Annotated in this window: 17 protein-coding genes; all 17 read left to right on the top strand. The window is 38.4% G+C overall.

All coding sequences use genetic code 11. The features are described 5' to 3' along the window. The first annotated feature begins 352 nt into the window (after positions 1-352). The 17 genes from KJS44_RS05005 to KJS44_RS05085 all read left to right on the top strand — a co-directional run bounded on the left by KJS44_RS05005 (position 353) and on the right by KJS44_RS05085 (position 20,795). Positions 353-970, top strand: coding sequence for a hypothetical protein (locus KJS44_RS05005; protein ID WP_008689163.1), 618 nt, complete (start codon positions 353-355; stop codon positions 968-970). Positions 971-1,180: 210 nt separating this feature from the next. Further along, a complete protein-coding gene (locus KJS44_RS05010; RefSeq protein ID WP_008689162.1) occupies positions 1,181-2,839 on the top strand; it encodes a diphosphate--fructose-6-phosphate 1-phosphotransferase in 1,659 nt (552 codons plus the stop codon). Between the two features lie 344 nt (positions 2,840-3,183). Continuing rightward, entirely contained in the window at positions 3,184-5,736 is a 2,553-nt protein-coding gene (locus tag KJS44_RS05015) for an ATP-dependent Clp protease ATP-binding subunit (RefSeq protein WP_008689161.1), read from the top strand. A 375-nt stretch (positions 5,737-6,111) separates the two neighbouring features. Then, on the top strand, positions 6,112-7,059 hold the full coding sequence (locus tag KJS44_RS05020; RefSeq protein ID WP_008689160.1) for a tyrosine-protein phosphatase: 948 nt from the start codon (positions 6,112-6,114) through the stop codon (positions 7,057-7,059). 84 nt (positions 7,060-7,143) lie between these two features. Further along, a complete protein-coding gene (locus KJS44_RS05025) occupies positions 7,144-7,989 on the top strand; it encodes a DUF5685 family protein (RefSeq protein ID WP_008689159.1) in 846 nt (281 codons plus the stop codon). After that, a complete protein-coding gene (locus tag KJS44_RS14665) occupies positions 7,973-8,587 on the top strand; it encodes a tetratricopeptide repeat protein (RefSeq protein ID WP_008689158.1) in 615 nt (204 codons plus the stop codon). The genes KJS44_RS05025 and KJS44_RS14665 overlap by 17 nt, the downstream gene beginning before the upstream one ends. A gap of 428 nt (positions 8,588-9,015) precedes the next feature. Beyond that, entirely contained in the window at positions 9,016-9,258 is a 243-nt protein-coding gene (locus tag KJS44_RS05035) for a FeoA family protein (RefSeq protein WP_008689156.1), read from the top strand. Beyond that, positions 9,255-11,270, top strand: coding sequence for a ferrous iron transport protein B (gene feoB / locus KJS44_RS05040; protein ID WP_008689153.1), 2,016 nt, complete (start codon positions 9,255-9,257; stop codon positions 11,268-11,270). The genes KJS44_RS05035 and feoB overlap by 4 nt, the downstream gene beginning before the upstream one ends. Before the next feature lie 53 nt (positions 11,271-11,323). Further along, complete coding sequence (locus KJS44_RS05045; protein WP_008689151.1) at positions 11,324-11,515, top strand: FeoB-associated Cys-rich membrane protein; 192 nt, start codon at positions 11,324-11,326, stop codon at positions 11,513-11,515. A gap of 232 nt (positions 11,516-11,747) precedes the next feature. Beyond that, positions 11,748-13,109 (top strand): hypothetical protein, encoded by a 1,362-nt coding sequence (locus tag KJS44_RS05050; protein ID WP_008689150.1) that lies wholly within the window; start codon positions 11,748-11,750, stop codon positions 13,107-13,109. A 203-nt stretch (positions 13,110-13,312) separates the two neighbouring features. Continuing rightward, positions 13,313-14,707, top strand: a complete 1,395-nt coding sequence (locus tag KJS44_RS05055) for a PTS transporter subunit EIIC (RefSeq protein WP_008689149.1) — start codon at positions 13,313-13,315, stop codon at positions 14,705-14,707. A 184-nt stretch (positions 14,708-14,891) separates the two neighbouring features. After that, positions 14,892-16,754 (top strand): class I mannose-6-phosphate isomerase, encoded by a 1,863-nt coding sequence (locus tag KJS44_RS05060; protein WP_008689148.1) that lies wholly within the window; start codon positions 14,892-14,894, stop codon positions 16,752-16,754. A 14-nt stretch (positions 16,755-16,768) separates the two neighbouring features. After that, the gene (locus tag KJS44_RS05065; RefSeq protein WP_008689147.1) at positions 16,769-17,338 is read left to right on the top strand and encodes a glucose-6-phosphate isomerase family protein; all 570 of its coding nucleotides are present in this window, start codon (positions 16,769-16,771) and stop codon (positions 17,336-17,338) included. Further along, positions 17,335-18,252, top strand: a complete 918-nt coding sequence (locus tag KJS44_RS05070; protein WP_008689146.1) for a class I mannose-6-phosphate isomerase — start codon at positions 17,335-17,337, stop codon at positions 18,250-18,252. The genes KJS44_RS05065 and KJS44_RS05070 overlap by 4 nt, the downstream gene beginning before the upstream one ends. A gap of 119 nt (positions 18,253-18,371) precedes the next feature. Then, a complete protein-coding gene (locus KJS44_RS05075) occupies positions 18,372-19,217 on the top strand; it encodes a MurR/RpiR family transcriptional regulator (RefSeq protein ID WP_008689145.1) in 846 nt (281 codons plus the stop codon). Positions 19,218-19,231: 14 nt separating this feature from the next. Beyond that, positions 19,232-19,696 (top strand): PTS sugar transporter subunit IIA, encoded by a 465-nt coding sequence (locus KJS44_RS05080; protein WP_008689144.1) that lies wholly within the window; start codon positions 19,232-19,234, stop codon positions 19,694-19,696. 1 nt (position 19,697) lies between these two features. Beyond that, the gene (locus tag KJS44_RS05085; protein ID WP_008689143.1) at positions 19,698-20,795 is read left to right on the top strand and encodes a MupG family TIM beta-alpha barrel fold protein; all 1,098 of its coding nucleotides are present in this window, start codon (positions 19,698-19,700) and stop codon (positions 20,793-20,795) included. The last annotated feature ends 27 nt before the right edge of the window (positions 20,796-20,822 follow it).

A 20,822-nucleotide genomic window follows, 5' to 3' on the forward strand; every position in this document is an offset into this window, starting at 1 on the left:
TATCAAGCCCCCGTTATCTAACAAGGGGGGCACAAAAAACAAGAGACAATATACACTACTAAGCGGAAAACGCTGTATTTACAAGGCAAAACCGCTTTTAACAGGGTGTTAACTGAAAGGCACTCATTTAACACATAAAATTGAATAAGACATAGGAAAGACAGTTGATTTTAAATAAGAAATTGATTGTCTTTTTATAATTAAAAAGAAACTATCTATCAATGGAATGAGATTTCATGATACAATTAAAAAACGAATGAATAGGTATTTATAACTAACAAGTTTTATGAGGAAACGTATATGGTAAGAATAACCATAGATGAGTCTATTACGATATGTTGGGAGAATGAATATGAAACGAGAGCAACAAAGAAAACTAAGAGAATTAAAAAAAGCATTGCCAAGGATGTTAAAGGAAAAAGTCAAGGCATACAAAATGAAGAAGAAAGACTATATGATTTGGTATAGTAAAAATGATTTGTTTATAGAATGTATGATTGATGTTAGAGAAACAGTTGACGATAGATGTTGTTGCAGTATACGAGTAAAAATCAAGCCCTTATGGATAGATGATTTATTATGGGATTGTCTACATATGGATAACAATAAAACAGAGCCACTGAGTTTAAGGGCTGTCGGCGCATTCACGGTTAGTGGTGTTGAAGTATATTTAGACTATGATTATCTAAAAGAGTGGACAAGCGAAGAAATGGAAAGCTATGTGGATCTGTATTTAGAAAAATTTAATCAGATTATGAATGAGGTCACAATAGATGATTTTTATGCTCATATAAGTGATCAACCATATCATGAAGAACTAAGGGTATCTCTATCAATGACTTACAATGCCCAATATCAAGAAGCAATAGAATATCTAAAAGATAAAGGTGAAGGTATATTCTGTAATAAAGGTCTTTGGATACATGATGCTATAAAAGAATATTGCAAAAAAAGGATGAATAAGCAATAGATCTAAAGGTAGCAAAGATTGTGAATAAGCAAGATATCATACAAGCTTTTTTGTTTCAAAGCTATCTCTTTAAATGAAGTATGAGTGATTATCATGGACATCTGTCTTGGACTCTTTAAAATCATACTTATGACCTTTTAGTAGTTTACATTTTAAGGTGAATGCCTTATAATTTAGGATGTAATTAGATAAATGAAAAGGAGAATGATTATGGAAATTTCATCACTACAAAAAGCTAGATATGAGTATGCACCTAAACTTCCAGGAATGCTAAGAAACGGTATTGCAGATATTTGTGTTGTAGAAGGTGAGGAAACGCAAAGTGTAGCCGATCAAGAAAAGATCAAAGAACTTTTCCCAAATACTTATGGTAAAAAGGAAATCACTTTCCAAAAAGGAGCAAATACATCTGAAGCAAAAAAACAGGTTGTCGGTGTTATCCTTTCTGGAGGACAGGCTCCAGGTGGACATAACGTTATCTGTGGTTTATACGATGCATTAAAAGCAACCAATAAAGAAAATGTATTGTTGGGATTTAAAAATGGTCCTAGTGGTTTGATCGAAGATGATTATTTAACTTTCGATGATGCATATATCAATGCATACAGAAACACTGGTGGATTTGATATTATCGGATCTGGCAGAACAAAACTGGAAACAAATGAACAGTTTGCTATCGCTGCTGAAGTTTGTAAAAAACATGGTATCACGGCTATCGTTATTATCGGTGGAGATGATTCTAATACAAATGCAGCTGTATTAGCAGAATATTTTGCAGCTAATAATACAGGTGTTCAGGTTATCGGTTGTCCTAAAACTATTGATGGTGACCTTAAAAATGAAGATATTGAATGTTCTTTTGGTTTTGATACAGCAACAAAAACATACAGTGAATTGATTGGTAACATTGAAAGAGATGCAAACTCTGCAAAGAAATACTGGCATTTCATCAAAGTTATGGGACGTTCTGCATCTCATGTAGCTTTGGAATGTGCTCTTGAAACACAGCCAAACATCTGCTTGATTTCTGAAGAAGTAGCTGAGAAAAAGATGTCATTATCACAGATTGCTGATTATATCGCTGATTCTGTTGAAAAACGTGCAGCGAAAGGCATGAACTTTGGTGTTGCCATCATCCCAGAAGGTGTTGTTGAATTCGTTCCTGAATTCTCTGCACTGATTCAGGAAATCAATGAATTATTAGCAGGCAGCAAAGCAGAAGCATTCAATGCTTTAGCAACTTGGAAAGAAAAATATGCCTTCATCGAAAATGGTTTAACAAAAGCATCTATGGATGTATTTGCAATCCTTCCAGAAGGTATCCAGCAGCAGTTATTCTTAGAAAGAGATCCACATGGAAATGTGCAGGTTTCTTTGATCGAATCAGAAAAATTATTCTCTGCTTTAGTAAAAGATAAATTAGAAGAGAGAAGAAAAGCCGGTACATACAATGGTAAATTTAATCCTCTTCACCATTTCTTTGGATATGAAGGAAGATGTGCATTCCCATCTAATTTCGATTCAGACTACTGCTACTCATTAGGATATAACGCATTTATGTTGATCCAGTATGGTTATACAGGCTACTTATCAAAGATTTCTAATCTTTCTAAGCCAGCTAGCGAATGGGTTGCCGGTGGTATGCCAATCACGAAGATGATGAACGTAGAAAGACGTCATGGCGAAGATAAACCAGTTATCAGAAAGGCTTTAGTTGAACTTGATGGAAAACCATTCAAATTCTTCGAAGCACATAGAGAAGAATGGGCGAGTGAAACTTGCTTTGTTTATCCAGGAGCTATCCAGTATTACGGACCTGCTGAAGTATGCGATATCACTACGAGAACGCTTGCTCTTGAGCAAGAATAATACGTTATTGTCAAACGATTGCTATTTTGCGAAATGTTAGTCCTTCGTAATGGACGTATTCGTAAAAAAAGTGGTGTATGGAAAAAATAGTGTATAAAAAGTTTTCAGATACATGTAAAAAGCTATATTGCGCAATATGCAGTATAGCTTTTTGTTATGATGCAAGAATATAAAATATACAAGTCATTAAAATATTGGCAAATGATTCTTAAAAATAGCATACCTCTACTTTAAATGAAAATCATTTTAAGTAAAAATTAGCACTCAAGTGTTGACAGTGCTAAAACTTGTGCTATAATACAGTTAGCAATCAAAGTGTTAGAGTGCTAAAGGAGCGTGATACTATGAACTTTGAAAAGATGAGTGAGAAACTGCAAGAAGTTATCATGCATGCCGTCGAAATCTGTAAAACCTATCAGCATACAACCATTGACACAATTCAAATGCTGAAAGCTATCTTTGAAAACGATGTGTTAGATGGACTGTTTAAGCGATTGAATATTGATAAGATAAGAGCTTTACAAATGATTGATGATGAGATGAGCAGGGTAGCTCGCAGTTCCAATGTGAATCCGCAATTCTCAAATGAAGTTGCGAAGTCATTTGATAAGGCGCAGCAATGGAGTGATTCCGTTCAGGAAAGCTATCTAAGTGTTGCCAGTGTTTTTATCGCCTTACTGTTTAACAAATCTTATATTTCTAAACAGTTGGTGAAAGAGTTCCACCTGAATGAGCAAGCATGCAAGGAAGAGGAACTGAAACGTCGTGGTGGCAAAAATATGGATACACCAAATGCGGAAAGCAATTTAGAGGCTTTAAGTAAATACGGTCGTGATTTGGTCGAAGATGTAAAAAGCGGTAAAATTGATCCTATTATTGGCCGTGATGATGAAATTCGCCGTGTTATCCAAATCTTATCTCGTAAGACGAAAAATAACCCAGTATTGATTGGTGAGCCAGGCGTTGGTAAGACCGCTGTAGTGGAAGGAATTGCTTGGCGTATCATGAAGGGTGATGTACCTAGTTCGTTAAAGGATAAAAAACTGATTGAATTGGATATGGGTTCTTTGATTGCCGGTGCGAAGTATCGTGGTGAGTTTGAAGAACGTTTAAAAGCAATTTTGGAAGAAGTAAAAAATGCCGAAGGAAACATTATATTGTTTATTGATGAAATTCATAATTTGGTTGGTGCCGGTAAAACCGAAGGCAGTATGGATGCCGGCAATATGTTGAAGCCAATGCTAGCGCGTGGAGAATTGCGTTGTATCGGAGCAACGACCTTTAATGAATATCGTCAGTATATCGAAAAGGATGCAGCTTTGGAACGTCGATTCCAAAGAGTTACTGTGCAAGAGCCAACGGTTGAGGATACCATCAGTATCTTGCGTGGTTTAAAAGATCGCTTTGAATCTTATCATGGTGTAAAAATCTTAGATGAAGCAATCATTGCGGCAGCTACTATGTCAAATCGTTATATCACAGATCGTTTCTTACCGGATAAAGCCATTGATTTAGTAGATGAAGCTTGTGCTACCTTACGGGTGGAAATGGAATCCATGCCACAAGAATTGGATGAATTACAACGTAAGATCATGCAACTGCAAATCGAAGAAACGGCGTTAAAGAAGGAAGAAGATAAAAAAGCAATTGAACGATTGAATGATATTAAGAAAGAATTGGAAGAGTTACGTGCAAAGAAAGATGAGCTTTATACAAAATGGGAAGATGAAAAAGCTGTTTTGGAAGAAAGCAAAGATGCCAAGGTAAAACTGGAAAAAGCACGCTTAGACTTAGAACAGGCACAAAGTGAGGCTCGTTATGAGGATGCGGCGAAGCTGCAGTATGGAACCATTCCGCATTTAGAGAAGCTCATTCGTGAGCAAGCTGAAAAAGAACATAATGAGGATGCCTTGATTCAGGAAACGGTAAATGAAGAGCTCATTGCCAAGATTGTTTCGCGCTGGACCGGTATAGAAGTTGCACGATTAGTGGAAAGTGAGCGTCAGAAATTATTGCATTTAAAAGAAGCATTGCAAAAACGTGTCATTGGACAAGATAATGCCTTAGAGCTTGTAAGTGATGCCATTCTACGTAGCAAAGCCCAGATTCAAGATGAAAATCGTCCTATCGGAAGCTTCTTATTTTTAGGACCTACCGGTGTCGGTAAGACAGAAGTTGCCAAAGCATTGGCAGAACAGCTTTTCGATAGTGAATCACATATCGTTCGTATTGATATGAGTGAATATATGGAGAAACATAGCGTTGCCCGTTTGATTGGTGCTCCTCCGGGATATGTCGGTTATGATGAAGGTGGTCAGTTAACGGAAGCAATCCGTCGGAATCCATATTCTATCGTACTGTTTGATGAGGTTGAAAAAGCCCATCCGGATGTCTTTAACGTATTATTGCAAATTCTGGATGATGGACGTATTACCGATTCCAAAGGTGTGACCGTAGACTTTAAGAATACGCTGCTGATCATGACAAGTAATCTGGGAAGTCAGTTTGCCTTTGATGAAGAAGATAAAGAAGACAAATATTTAAACGAAGTGAAGAAATACTTTAAGCCGGAATTTATCAATCGTATTGATGAAATTGTTGTGTTCAATGCTTTAAATGATGATATGTTAGGTAAGATTGCTCATAAATTTATGGATGAGCTGACACAGCGATTAGCCCATAAAGATATTAAGTTAGAAGTTAGTGACGCTGTATATCGCAGTATTGCTACTCAAGGCGTTGATGCGGTATATGGGGCAAGACCTATGAAGCGTTATATCCAGCGTAACATTGAAACGCTGATTGCTCGTAAGATGATTGAAGGCAATGCCGGTAAGGATGATGTCATCAGTGTTGATGTCGTTGATGGCGATTACGTCGTTACGGTTCATGCATAAGGACTAGAATAAAAAAAAGATTCCCTTTGTTGACTGTTTTTCAGACAGCTTTGATATGATTCCTCTAAAGTAGACAATGAAAATAAATAAAACGTTGTTTATGAAAGGAGGGATCTTTTTTTGTTATGGCTGTTTTACCCAGTAGTTTTATAAGGTACATTACCAATGTATCCTTTATGCCTTTCCAGTGAATTATAAATCGAATAAGGACTTATCTAACGCCTAACGGCTAGGATTAATGTGCAGATAGAGGATTACGAAATGCAAGAAAACGTATGGATTCCTTCTTGAAGAATTGTTTTCATGATACATTGCAGGTATACTAGAAGATAGTAGAAAATATATGATATGTGTGATGAATAGGAGATATTAACTATGGAATTACGTTATGAAGATGGTTGGTTGTTAGAGATGGATGCAGATGCAGGAGTTTATGATGTCTACGATGAGAAAAGATGCCTCTTACAGCAGGTTACAGGAAATCAGCGCCTTTTGCTTTCTGGCAAGGACAAACGTCCAATGCTCTATATTCGCAAAGACAAGCAAACCTTTGTCGTAAAACCACGGGCGCTACCTGACACCGGTGTTGTGAACTTTCGTGATCTTGGCGGTTATGTGAATCGTGATGGACAACAGGTACGCTATGATTGTTTTTATCGCAGTGCTCCTTTGTGTGATTTACAGAAGGATCATGTGGATTATTTGCATCAACTGCATATACAACATATTCTGGATTTGCGTAGTGATATGGAACGTAAAGGCAAGGAGGACATCCACTTACGGGAAGCGAAGTATCATCCCATATCGGCGATAACTTTTGATCAAGGAATGGATGTAAAAGGCAGTTTTGATTTTGCGACATTATTGCAACAAGTAGATGTCACATTGTTAAAGAATATGATGATGCAGGTTTATAGGAAGCTTCCTTTTGATAATCCTGCATATCGCCTTCTTGTACAAGTGGTGTTAGAGGAAGAGGTACCTGTATTGTTTCATTGCAGTGCAGGAAAAGATCGCACTGGTTTTGGGGCAGCTTTGCTATTGTTGCTGCTTGATGTTGATGAAGAAACCATCTTAAATGATTATGTCTTAAGCAATCAGTATCGTAAAAAGGAGAATGCGAAAATCTATGCGCAGGTAACAGCTTCGCAAACGGATATGGAGGCTGTAATGGGGGTACAAAAGCAGTATCTTAGGGCAGCTTTGCAGGCTATTAAACAACGCTATCAAACCTATGAAGCCTATTTTCAAGCAGAATTCGGTATTGATGAAACACAAAGAAAGCATCTAAAACAATGTTTTTTATATCCTTTGAATATGTAGAATCATGTTATTTTAACGCCTGTTCTTGAATTTTTTTAAAGAACAGGTTAAACTATATGACATGAATATATTTGAGGTAAGAGCATGTTTGGCTATGTCATTGTAAATAAACCGGAACTAAAAATCAAAGATTTTGATGTTTATCGCAGTTTTTACTGTGGCCTTTGTCAATGTTTGAAAAAAGAATTTGGACAGCTGTCACGGTTTTCCTTAAATTACGATATGACATTTCTGGCCATTTTGTTAACTGCGTTATATGAACCGCCTACGGAAGAGAAGATGAAACGCTGTATGATACATCCCATGCAAAAGCATAGGATGTATGATAACATCTATCTTAGCTATGCGGCCGAGATGACGATTGTCTTAACGTATTTAAAGTGTGAAGACAATTGGCAGGATGAACATTCGCATACATCACATATGTATCAGAAAGTATTAAAGCATCGCTATGAAAGCATTAAGCAAAAGTATCCTGAGAAAGTAACACGTATTGAAGAAGCCTTGATAGCACTTGGTGAAGAAGAAAAAAAGGGAACTAGGGATCTGGATCTGTTGGCTTCCTATACAGGACGTTTTATGGCAGAAATTTTATGCTACAAGGAAGATGTGTGGGCACCCACTTTAAGAACGATGGGCGATTATCTGGGACGCTATATTTATCTGCTGGATGCTTATGATGATCTAGAAGAAGATAAAAAGAAACAGTGTTTTAATCCTTTGTTAGAAGAAGCGAAGAAAAGCGATTTTGATGAACGCATGCGCACGATTTTAGAATTGATGATTTCCGCATCATGTGAGGCTTTTGAAATATTGCCTATCATTGCGTATGCAGATATCATCCGCAACGTATTATACTCAGGGATATGGGCAAAATATGAATTAGCACGTAAAAAGAGAACAGGTGAAGAAGATGGAAGATCCTTATAAGATATTAGGGGTATCAAGAGATGCCAGTGAAGATGAAATAAAAAAAGCATACCGACGATTAGCAAAGCAGTATCATCCGGATGTAAATAAAACAGCGGGAGCTGAAGAAAAGTTTAAAGAAATTCAGAATGCTTACCAGCAGATCATGGATTATAAGAAAAACGGTGGACCGCAAGACTTTTGGAATGCCAGTGGCTTTAGCAGTAGCTATGGTAATTATCAAGGCTATCAAAAGGGTGGGGCAACGAATGATTATCAAGCGGTAGTGAATTATCTGAATACCGGTCAATATCAGGCAGCGTACAATGTTTTAATTAATATTCAAGAACGTGATGCCAGCTGGTATTATCTGTTTGCCATTGCGAATTATGGCTTAGGTAATCATATTGCGGCAATGGATGCGGCGGAAAAAGCTTGTCAAATGGATCCAAGCAACCAACAGTATCGTCAATTGTATGCGCAGTTGCAAAGAGGCAGGACGCGCTATCAGCAGATGCAGACACCGTTTGGTGGTGCAAGCAATTTCTGTTGTTATTTGCTGTTATGTAATATGTGCCTTGGTGGAGGCGGCATGTGCTATCCTATATTATGCTGTTAGAGTGGAAACACTCTTTTTATTATGGCGTTTTTTGCTTTTTCCTGTAATGAAGAATCTTAATTGATACATCACATCTATCTGGAAAAAGCCTTTATGATATAGAAAGCTGTTTTATATAAAAGGCAGTCTTTGCCTCAATTAGGCACAAAGCTAGTCGTTACTTTGTTTCACAGGGTGATGTGCTTTTCATTGCCTAATATGCATCAAATCCAGAAAGACCCGCTAACGAGAATTTACTTTCGCTCTTGTCTTTTTTACTTATCATTATACACGACAGAGCATATCATTTGATGTAAACGCATTCATACATGAATTTATTACTTTTCTTTACGAAACACATGCAATTTGTTGACAAGTTAAGAATTTCGAGTATGATAGATATGTAAACGTTAGACGCGTATAACTTTTTTAGGAAGGCGGTAGACAGCATGATGACGACATTAGACAAAATACGTCCGGGTATGGGCGGCATCATACAAAGTGTAGGTGGGCAAGGAGCATTGCGCAGAAGACTTTTAGATATGGGATTAACTCCTAAGACCAAAATTCAGGTAACTAAGATTGCCCCTATGGGAGATCCCATGGAATTATATTTGCGTGGTTATGTATTAACACTGCGTTTGCAGGATGCAGCAGAGATTGAAGTACTAGTTAAGGAGGAAGTGCTATGAGTGAAGTGCTAATTGCATTAGCCGGTAACCAGAACTGTGGCAAGACAACCTTATTTAACCGTTTAACCGGAAGCAATCAGCATGTCGGTAACTTTCCCGGGGTAACAGTAGAAAAGAAAATGGGAATCATTAAGAATTTCAAAGAGGCAACACTTGTCGATCTTCCGGGCATTTATTCTTTGTCGCCTTATACAAGTGAAGAAGTTGTCACAAGAGATTTTATCTTAAAAGATCATCCTGCCTTAATTGTTAATATCGTGGATGCGACCAATATTGAACGAAACTTATATTTATCTTTACAGTTGATGGAATTAAAGACACCGATGGTCATCGCATTGAATATGATGGATGAAGTTACTGCCAGTGGAAACAGTATTGATGTAGAAAAGCTGTCAAAGCATTTACAAATTCCCATCGTACCGATTTCCGCTAGTAAGAATGAAGGCATCAATGATTTGATTAGTGTAATCAAGAAGGAAACACGTAAACATCAAGAAGCCATTCATCTGGATTTTTGTAAAGGTGAAGTACATCGTGCCATTCATTCAATTGCACATATCATTGAAGATCATGCGCAGACTGCAGATTATCCAACACGCTTTGCGGCTACCAAATTGGTTGAAGGTGATGAACCGATGCAGCGTGCTTTGCACTTACATCAAGATGATCTGGATATTATAGAAAAAATCGTTAAAAGCATGGAAGATGCTTTAGGTACAGACCGTGAGGCGGCATTAGCGGATATGCGTTATTCTTATATTGAAGAGCTGGTAAAAGATTGTGTTGTGAAAAATCATCGCTCACAAGGATTAAAGCGCAGTCAGCGCATTGATCAGCTGTTAACGCATAAATACTTAGGTATTCCGGTTTTTATCCTTATTATGTTGATGATTTTCTATTTAACCTTTGGACCGATTGGTGGTACTTTGCAAGGCTTATTAGAAGAAGGAATTGACATTGCGGTCAATGCGTTAAGTGATTTACTAATGCATTTACAAGTAAGCTCTTGGCTGCATGCCTTGGTGATTGATGGTATCTGTAATGGGGTAGGAAGTGTCTTATCGTTTCTTCCAGTCATCGTTACCTTATTTTTCTTTCTTTCTTTATTAGAAGATAGTGGTTATATGGCAAGGGTAGCCTTCGTCATGGATAAGGCATTGCGCAAGCTTGGCTTAAGTGGCAGAAGCTTTGTGCCAATGCTGATTGGCTTTGGCTGCAGCGTACCGGCAATCATGTCAACTCGGACCTTAAGTAGTGATCGTGATCGCAAGATGACAATCGTGGTAACACCTTTTATGTCCTGTAGTGCAAAACTGCCTATTTACGGCATGATCACAGCTGCCTTTTTCCCTGAACATACGGCACTTATTTTGATTAGTGTGTATCTGATAGGCATCTTTGTTGCGATACTGTCTGCTTTATTATTAAAGCGTACTGTATTTCAAGGGGAATCTGTACCCTTTGTCTTAGAATTACCGGCTTATCGTATTCCAAGTGCGAAAAGTGTGCTCTTACACATGTGGGAAAAAGCAAAAGATTTCTTACGTAAAGCTTTTACGATCATCTTTGTAGCTAGTATCATCATCTGGTTCTTACAAAGCTTTGACTTTGCCTTTAACTTTGTAGAAGATTCATCTACCAGTATGTTGGCTAACATCGGAACTTGGATCTCCCATATTTTTGCCCCATTAGGCTTTGAGGACTGGCGTGCATCAACGGCATTGGTTACCGGAATTACGGCGAAAGAAAGTGTTGTTTCTACCCTCTCTGTATTAACCAATACGACTAGTGATGCCGGATTATCCGTAGCTCTGCAAACGATCTTCTCTCCGGTATCCGCATTTGCTTTCCTATGTTTCACGGTGTTATATATGCCATGTGTAGCTGCTTTTGCGGCAACAAAACGTGAATTAGGTTCTATGAAACAGGCATTGGCTACAGTGGCTTATCAAACCGGTGTAGCTTATGTGGTAGCACTACTTGTTTATCAGATAGGTTCCTTGCTTTTCTGATGACAGAATCAAGAAAAAAACATATACTAATAGTATAAGAAGGATGTGATGATATGAACTTAGCAGATGTTATCGTGAGCGCCATTATTATCGGCTTATTGATCATTGTCTTTTATGTAACCAGAGCTAAAAAAGGAAATAGCGGTTGTGGCTCTTGTACAAGTGATTGCAGTTCCTGTCATGCATTTTCCAATTTCTATGAAGATTATAAAAAAGATGAGGCTGATAAAAAGCTGAAAGAATAAATTGCATAAATAATTGTCTTACTTGAGGCTGTAATGAAATAGACAAGATTGATAAGTCTATGAGGTTACAGTCTCTTTTTTCTATGTTTCATGCTGTAATGAATTTTTTAGATAAAGAAATAAATTTTTCAGATAAAAGGTATTGGAAAAGAAAGAATCAATAACATATTGAAAATTAATTACAATGGTGATATCTTATAAATGAAATATAATTACATAAGAGGAGGATATCATGAACATTGTAATTGATGCAGCAACTGTTTTAAGGGCATGGCCAAACGTAGAGAAATACCAGAACACGACTTTACGTTATACCCCGAATACGGATTTTCCTGAGGTCATGGAGGAGATTATCGGTAAGCCGGATATCATTCGGCTGTTTGTGACCTTGGACGAAGTTTGGGATTATCGAACGAATGAATATCATTGGAATTATCTGATTGGTGAAAATCGCTATGTTGGTGATAATAAGCATTATGAATACGATTGGCCGTTGACGGAAGTAAGTCCTTTTCAGGTGCATGAAGAAGATTATCTGCGTTCTCATGCGGCGCATGCCAAAACGGTTATGTTGAATATTCGCCGTTATGAGCGTGAAGTTATTGAAGGAATCATTACTCTGGAAACCTATGAAAAAGTTTTTGAAAAGGTAGTGGAATACTATAAAGAGCATATTGCCAATATTGTCTATATTGAATGTTGTAATGAAGTGGAAATTCCGCGTTTCGGTGGCTTGCGCATGGAAGAATACTATCCGTTATATCAGTGTGCTAGTCGTGCCATAGCTCGTTTAAATGCCAAACATTCTTATGAACAGCCATTGCAGATTGGTGGTTTTGGGATGTCGGCAGGTATGTCCAATTGGAAATACTGGGATGCTTTTATGCGGCTTCTGGCAAAGGATGAAAAGCGCAAAATTGATTATTATTCAATGCATGAATATCATGGAAATCCATGCCGCATCTTAGAATTTTATATTCGTCATGAAGAACTGCGAAAAGAATTTAACTTACCGGAATTGCCTTTGATGATGAGCGAATACGGTATGCGTTATGGTTTGGGAGATGCCGGCAGACCGGACAATTTACATAACGCCAGTGGTGAAGTAGCCGGCATGTTGTTAGGTTCCTATTGTAAAAACTTAAAGATGTTTCCTTGGTGCAGTTTTCATAATCCGAATCAGCAGTTAGGAAGAACGATGTTCTTACAAATGGAAGATACTTATATCCCAACACCAAGCGGGCATGTCATGACGATGTTTCACTGGCTCAAGCCTTGGCAGCTCATTGTGGAAGAAGATACGGAAAATCAAATCATCGCGACCAAAGATAAAGACAGCTATGCCATCATGGCAGCGAATCCATTAGAAGATAAACGGGAATATCATTTTCTGCTAAAACATATAAAAAAGGCGGATTATATCATGAAAGAATATTATGTGGATGCTTTTCATAACAACTGTCTGCAAGATAAAAGTTGTATGAAATTGAGTATTTCAAGAGAAACTAAATTTCAAAATGTAGATAAAATTACGTTCACAAGAGAGATGAATCCAACAAGTGTACACTTTTATACTATAGAAAAAAGAAAATAAATTACATAATAAAAGATAAAATACGTCGAAAAGTGGCAAAAAATGCCATTTTTTAATACATTTTACACATAAATGAAATTAAATTACGAGAAAGTATAAAAAATAGTTGTAATTTAATTACACAGATATTATAATATACATGAAATTAAATTACAGTTAGTTTCAGATAATGTAATTTCGGTGTAAGAAAGAGAGGGTAATTTATGAGCGCTGAAAAATTATCACTAGGTCAGCAGATCTTAGAAGGCTTAGGAGGAGCTGGAAACATTAAGGTCTTTGAGAATTGTATGACCAGGCTACGTGTCGTTGTAGTGGATCCATCTAAGGTTGACAGAGCGGCATTGGGAAACATTAAAGGGGTTTTACGGGTAGTTGGTTCTCCGGAAGAACCGCAGATCGTATTAGGTCCGGGTGTGGCAGATGATGTCTGTACGGAATTAAAAACGATGCCCGGCTTGAACTACTCCGAAGTGAAAGCCGATGGTGCTTTGATGAAGAAGAAAGATGCTAAAGGTATCTTCAGTTTCTTTGCGAAAGTATTCGCACCATTGATTCCGGTATTTGCCGGAACCGGTTTGATCTTTGGTATCATGAAGCTGTTTGTGTTGATTTTTAACATGACCGGTATTAGTTTATTTGATCCGGCTGCTGTTGTGGATGGCGGTTCACAATTCATGGCTGTATTAAATGTATTAGCTAGTACATTCTTTACGTATCTGAATATTGCTGTTGCCATGCAGGCCGCAAAAGTCATGGGTGGAAATCCATACCTTGGCTTGGTTGCCGGTGGTATTGTTACCAACGTTGCCGGATTAAATGGCGTTGCGATGGGCTTCTTAGGCTTATCTTTCGCAAATGGCCGTGGTGGTACATTGGCCGCAATGGCAGCTGGTGCATTGATTGCTGTTGTCGAAAGAAAAATCAAAAAGCATACACCAAATGCCTTGCGCATTCACATGCCGTCGCTCTTATCGGTTGTCATTGTCGGTATCATTACGATTTACATCCTGCAGCCGGTTGGCGGACTTATCACAGATGGTATTACAGAAGCATTGATGTGGTTATTCAATAATGCCGGTCCTTTAGGCGGTGCTGTTATATCTGCATTGTTCCTGCCATTGGTAATGACCGGTATGCATCAAGGTCTGACACCGGTACATACGGCATTGATTCAGCAGTTAGGTTACACACCGTTGTATGCATTTAACTCTATGGCTGGTGGCGGACAGGTTGGTGCAGCGACCGCGTTGTATTTCAAATATCGTAAACAAAAAGCTTTACAGAGTGCCATCGTCGGTGGCTTACCTGCTGGTATCTTAGGTATCGGTGAACCATTGATCTTCGGTGTTACCTTACCATTAGGCCGAGCCTTTGTGACTGCCTGCCTAGGTGCCGGTGTTGGCGGCTTGGTTTGTGGCTTCTTCCCAGAAATGGGCGCCGTAACAATCAACGTTTCCGGTATCTTAGGAACTTTGGTTAATACCAAACCACTGGTATACTTATTAGCATATGCGACTTCTATTGCTTGCGGCTTCTTATTCACTTGGTTTGTTGGTGTTAAACAGGAAAATCTGGATACCTTCATCGTAGAAGAATAAAAAAAGACTTATGTACATCCTGCCTATGAAAGGCAGGATGGTGCATAAGTTCATAATTAAAAACAAAACCATTCATTCTGTATCGACTATGTAAAATATATGTATCAAAACTTTATGCAAATGAACTTTCATATAGTATATATGCGAAGCAGAATGAATGTATCGTATAAAGGAGGAAATTGTTATGAGTTTCATGTTTAAACCATTAGCTTATGATGAGCCAAATGCTGTAAACAAAATTCAATTGAAAGATGATGTACGACAAAATTTCATTCGTGGGAATGAAATTATCGCTAAAACGATGATTACCACTATGCAGACTGCCATGCGTGATGATTGCTATGTCTTATGCATGGATGGCTATGTCAGTGCGCAATTTGGATCTATGGTGGAAGCACTGCAAAAAGCTGCAAAAGAAAATCAAACAGACCTGTATGTTTACGATATGTGGGATATTTATAAAACACAGGCGCAAATAGATGAGCTGACAAAAGAAAGTCTACCATTAAACTATGAAGATGATCCGGTACTATTATTCGGTAGATTATACAAAGGGAATATCGAGAATTTTATTGATCCTGCGAAACAGGCGGAAGTAGTACAAACGCTGAAGGAAAGAAAAAAAGGCATTCATTTGATATATGGCATGGGAAGTGCCAGTGAAGCCATCCGTAAGGCAGCCAATGGCATTGCCTATTTAGATGTAACACCGAAAGTTGCGGCGATTCGTGCTCGAGAAGAAAAATTCGTGAATATCGGCGATGAAAGTGCAAGACCATTCAATTTGTTGATGCGTCGTAATTACTTTGTCGACTTTGAAGTAACACTGCGTTTACGTAAGACTTTACTAGATGAAGATGCCATTACTTTCTACATCTTGGATAATGATGATAATGATCGCCGCATGTTATACAACCATGCCTTAAATGAAATCCTAGATACGCTGATTCAATATCCATTCCGTGCCAAACCGGTATATCTGGAAGGCATCTGGGGAGGAGAATACATCCGTAAGATTCGTAATATTCCTATGGATATTGCCGGCAATATCGCATGGATCTTTGAATTTATCCCGATGGAAGTAAGTATTGAAGTCGCAGTGGGAGATGATGTTGCGGATATCCCATTCTATACCTTTGTTCAAAAGAAAGGCTTAGAAATGATGGGACAGCATTGTATGGAAGAATTTGAAGGTTATTTCCCAATTCGTTTCAACTATGATGATACATGGCACAGTGATGGCAACATGTCGATTCAGGTGCATCCGGATGAAGATTTTATCATTGAAAACTATGATGAATTCGGCCGTCAGGATGAAGCTTATTATGTGATTGCGACCGGACATGGAGCCAAGACGTATGTCGGCTGGAAAAATGATGGCAGGGAATTTTTGGAGCTGGCGAAAAAATCAGAAAAGGATCACTGTGATATTGATTATCAGAAATATGTTAATGCCGTACCATCCATACCGGGCAAACAGATCATGCTGCCGGCAGGAACGATTCATTCATCCGGACGAAATCAGTTGATTTTGGAACTGGGAAGCTTAACGATTGGCTCATATACGTATAAGGTATATGATTATAACCGTAAGGATAAAGAAGGTAAGGTACGACCAATCCATACTGCGAATGCAGAAAAGGTTTTACATTTTGAAAGGGATAGTGAATGGGTAGATAACAACATTGCCATTGAACCGATAATGGTCGAAGAAACACCACAATATCGTGAATATACCGTTGGTTCTACAGACTTGATGTATTATCAGACCAATCGAATCGAAATGGAAACCCATGCAATTTACGAAGGTAAAAATAACGGTCAGTTTACCGTACTCACCTTAGTGGATGGAGAAGAAATCAAGGTATATTCCAAATCGCATCCGGAATTTAGCTATACTCAGAAATACTTGGATATTGTAACGATTCCGGCAACGATTGAGGATTATGTCATTGAAGCTAAAGGCTATCAGCCGGTTGTGATACATAAGACCTTCTTAAGAGAAAATTATTCACGTTATAAGAATTTGGACTATAAAAATCGTTAGAAAGGAAGGATACCATGGATTTTATCAGAGAACCAAAAGCAATACAGGAATTTTGGGATACCTGTAAATTACAGGGACAAAATGTAGTAGATCGACAAAAGAAAGTTAAGGAATGCATCGGTGTTTATAATAATGAAGAAGCATTAAAGGAACATGGCGATAACTTAGCGTATTGGGTAAGCAATCAAAACTTTAATCGTGAAAGTTATGTGAAAGGAAATCTGCAATGGGGTATTACTTATATCAATCCGTTTACGGTAGATGGGGAATGTGCCATGACCAGCGGCCATTATCATGGGGATAGTGATTGTGATGAATACTATTATGGTTTAAAAGGCGAAGGTTTCCTATTGTTTTGGGATGGCGCACAGGATTTCTATGTAGAAAAAATATTCAAAGGCTCCTTGCATTATATCAATGGGCATTATGCACATCGTATCATCAATAGTGGCGATGAAGTGTTGGCAGTGGCGGCATGTTCGCTACCTTCTAGTAAACAGGATCACAAATCCATTCAAGAAAGAGGATTCCCTTACCGCTGTTATAAACGAGATGGTAAGATTGTCTGGGAGAAGCAGGAATGAAACCCTTAAGACTTCAGCCTGTCTATATCAAAACGATATGGGCAGGGCATACCCTACATGATATCCGTTCCTTACCGGAAGAAGGTATTGGAATCGCCCGTGAAGTATGTGCCTATAAAAATTCAGAAAATCTAATTGCGGAAGGTGAATATCAGGGAAAAAGTATTAAGGAATTGATTCAAGAACATCATGAGGAACTGATGGGTAGGGATGATAGTAATCAGTTGATTCGGGCTGCTTACATTGATGCAATCGAAGATCTATCCATTCAGGTACATCCCAAGGAAACAGATGCCGCTATTTTAGGGGATTATGAAAAATCAGAATCTTGGTACATTGTGGATGCGAAAGAAGGTGCAAGCATCGTAGCAGGTACGACTACTACGGATAAAGCAGTATTGAAAAAAGCGATTGAAGAAGGTACGTTAGAAAAATACATTCAACGCATACCGGTAAAAAAAGGCGACTTTGCTTTGATTCCGGCAGGATTGCTGCATGCTTGTGGTAAGGATATGCTGGCGATAGAGATTGGCAGCTTTGGCGGTATCACATATCGTTTGTATGACTATGGCAGACCAAGACCCTTGGATCTGGAAAAAGGCTTTGCGGTATTGGATTGTGATGAAGCCTGCAGCATGACACATCATCCATTGCCAGATAAACCATGCAATCAGAGAAATACTGGTGTGGATCACCCGCTGTTTCATGTTGATGTGATTGATATTGCCAAGGAAGGACTGTTTGAAACAAACAACCAATATCATGTAATCGTATGCGTAGATGGAAGTGGGGTTGTAGAGTGTAAAGGGGAAGCATTTGCTTTAAACTATACGCAGACGCTACTCATACCGGCAAGTGCGAAGCAATATCGCATCAAAGGAAATTTGCGTATTTTACAAGGTTGGAAACCATAAAACGATGAAATATGCATGAAAATGCTATTTAAAAAGCATAAGAATGAGCGATAAACGAGAAATCAGTTAGCATAATAACCGGGGTAATGATATAATATGAATGTTAATGGGGTGTGAATATGAACACAAAAATTGAAAGTGTCTATGCGACATTGTCTAAATCTGACAAAGCCATTGCGGATTATTTTTTAAGCCATGGCAAAGACATAATTTCTATGAACATTCATGAACTTGCGGCTGAAATCGGTACTTCTTCTGCTTCTGTTTCTCGTTTCGTAAGAAAAGTATTAGGAAAGAGTTTTGCGGAAACCAAGATTGAACTGGCAAAGAATATTGAAAGTTTGAGTGTGGAAAATACCCATGAAATATTTGAATGGGCATCAGACTTTGATGATATGCCGAATAAAATCATTTCGCATATCGATCAGGTTTGTAAGGATGTGCTGGACTTCAATGGAATCAAGGTATTTGAGGAAGTTATCACCTTACTGGCAGATGCGGAAAACATCTTCCTGTTTGGTGTCGGCAGCAGTGGCATCGTTGCTCAGGATATGCATCAGAAAATGATTAAGCTGCGAAAGCGGGCTCTATATATTACCGATTCTAACTTTGGTACGTTAAATGCCGCTTTGTGTACGGATAAAGATGTGGTTGTGGCAATCAGTTTCAGCGGTCGTACCAAGGAAGTCAATATAGCTGCCAGAAAAGCAAAGGAAATGGGCGCAAAGGTAATTTCTATTACCAATAATACAAAAAACAAATTGCGTGCCTTAAGTGATATTAATATTGTGATACCAAGTGTGGAAATGAATGAATCAAGATTGGCCGCTATTTTTTCACGCTATGGACAGTTATTTGTTGTCGATATGCTCTTTGTCGGTCTGGCAAAACGGATAAGTAATTCTCCGAGCCAGTTATTGGATGGTTATCGAGAAATCTTAAAGGAATTAAAAGAAAACAGATAGGAGATTCAAATGTTATGGAAAAGATAAAGACTTTTCTTGCTCCGATAAAAGGAAAACTGTTGGATATCAGTTGTGTTCCTGATGAGGTTTTTGCGGATCGTGTTATGGGAGATGGCTTTGCGCTGGATATTTTAGGCGGTGAAGTCATTGCTCCGATGGATGGTGTCGTTACGGCAGTATTTCCGGGAGGACATGCAGTTTGTCTGCAAGCGGATTGCGGTGTACAGGTATTGATACATATCGGCTTGGAAACGCACACTATCAAACATTTGTATAAAACAAAAGTTGAACAGGGACAACATGTGAAGGCAGGCGATTTACTGGTTGTTGCGGATTATAAAAAATTACGTAAAAAGGCCAAATCACCAATTACGCCAATCGTTTTTTTGAATCAGGAAAAGATTGAATTATTAAAAGAAAACGAAATGGTAGAAGCAGGAGATACCGGTATCATCCGTATCACTGTTCAGGATGCCTAATATGATACAGGGATATGGTGTATCTCTTTATTTAGAAGAACATGCAGATGAAACAAAAATGCAGTCTTATCTGGCATTGGCAAAAAGCAAAGACTGTAAGGAAATATTTACTTCTGCCCATTTACCAGAATACACGCTAAAAGAACAACTCCGATTCCTCGCCATATTGGTTAAACAGGTACATCGTTTCCGTATGGAAATCAGTGTGGATTTCGGTGGTGGCAGTATCATGGAAATATTACAGGATCCCTTTACATGCGAAGCCATTGCTTCATTACAACTAGATGCCATGCGATTGGATTACGGATGTAATGCGGATATCATGGAAGCTTTGCACAAGCAAACCGGGATTTCTACCTTTATTTTAAATGCTTCCATCTTACAGGAAAAAGAATTGCTTCCATATTTGGAAAAAGCAAAAGAGCATCAGATACAAATAAAGGCCTGTCATAATTTTTATCCTAGAGAAGATACTGGGTTAGATATGGATTTCATGATCAGTCAATATCAGTTGTTTCATAAATATGGTATTCCGGTCACTGCCTGTATCGCTTCTCACACTCATCCAAGAGGGCCGATATTCAAAGGATTGCCTACCATGGAAAAACAGCGTTACATGTCGGTGGAAAAAGCCGCTTTAGAACTTTCTGCTTCATTAGTGGCTGATTGGCTGTTGGCAGGGGATGCCTATTTAAAGGAAACCGAGTTGGATGCATTGTATTGCATCTTGCATAAAAAGGAATTGGTGCTGCATGTCTCATTTTTAGAAAATGCAACAAAGGAAGAAAAGCAGTTGCTGTTAGGGCGCGTGCATGCCATTCGCTATGACAGCAATTCCCGCATACTCCGTTCCCAATCATCACGAGAGATGGCGGAGTTTGCGAAAAAAATCAAAGCGCATAATACAGTTGAAAGAAAAGCTTTGACAATTACCATTGATAATGAAAACTACCTGCGTTATAGCGGGGAAGTACAGTTTGTTTTACAGGATCTGCCCAGTGATGAACGGGTTAATGTAGCAGGCTGTATAGCGAAAGAGGATGCATGGAAACTGCAATATTATCGGGAAGGTTTCGCATATCGTCTGATTGCTGTTTGACATCCTTTGGGATGTCTTTTTAGGAGG

The organism is Longicatena caecimuris (assembly GCF_018406465.1).
Classification (GTDB): domain Bacteria; phylum Bacillota_I; class Bacilli_A; order Erysipelotrichales; family Erysipelotrichaceae; genus Longicatena; species Longicatena caecimuris.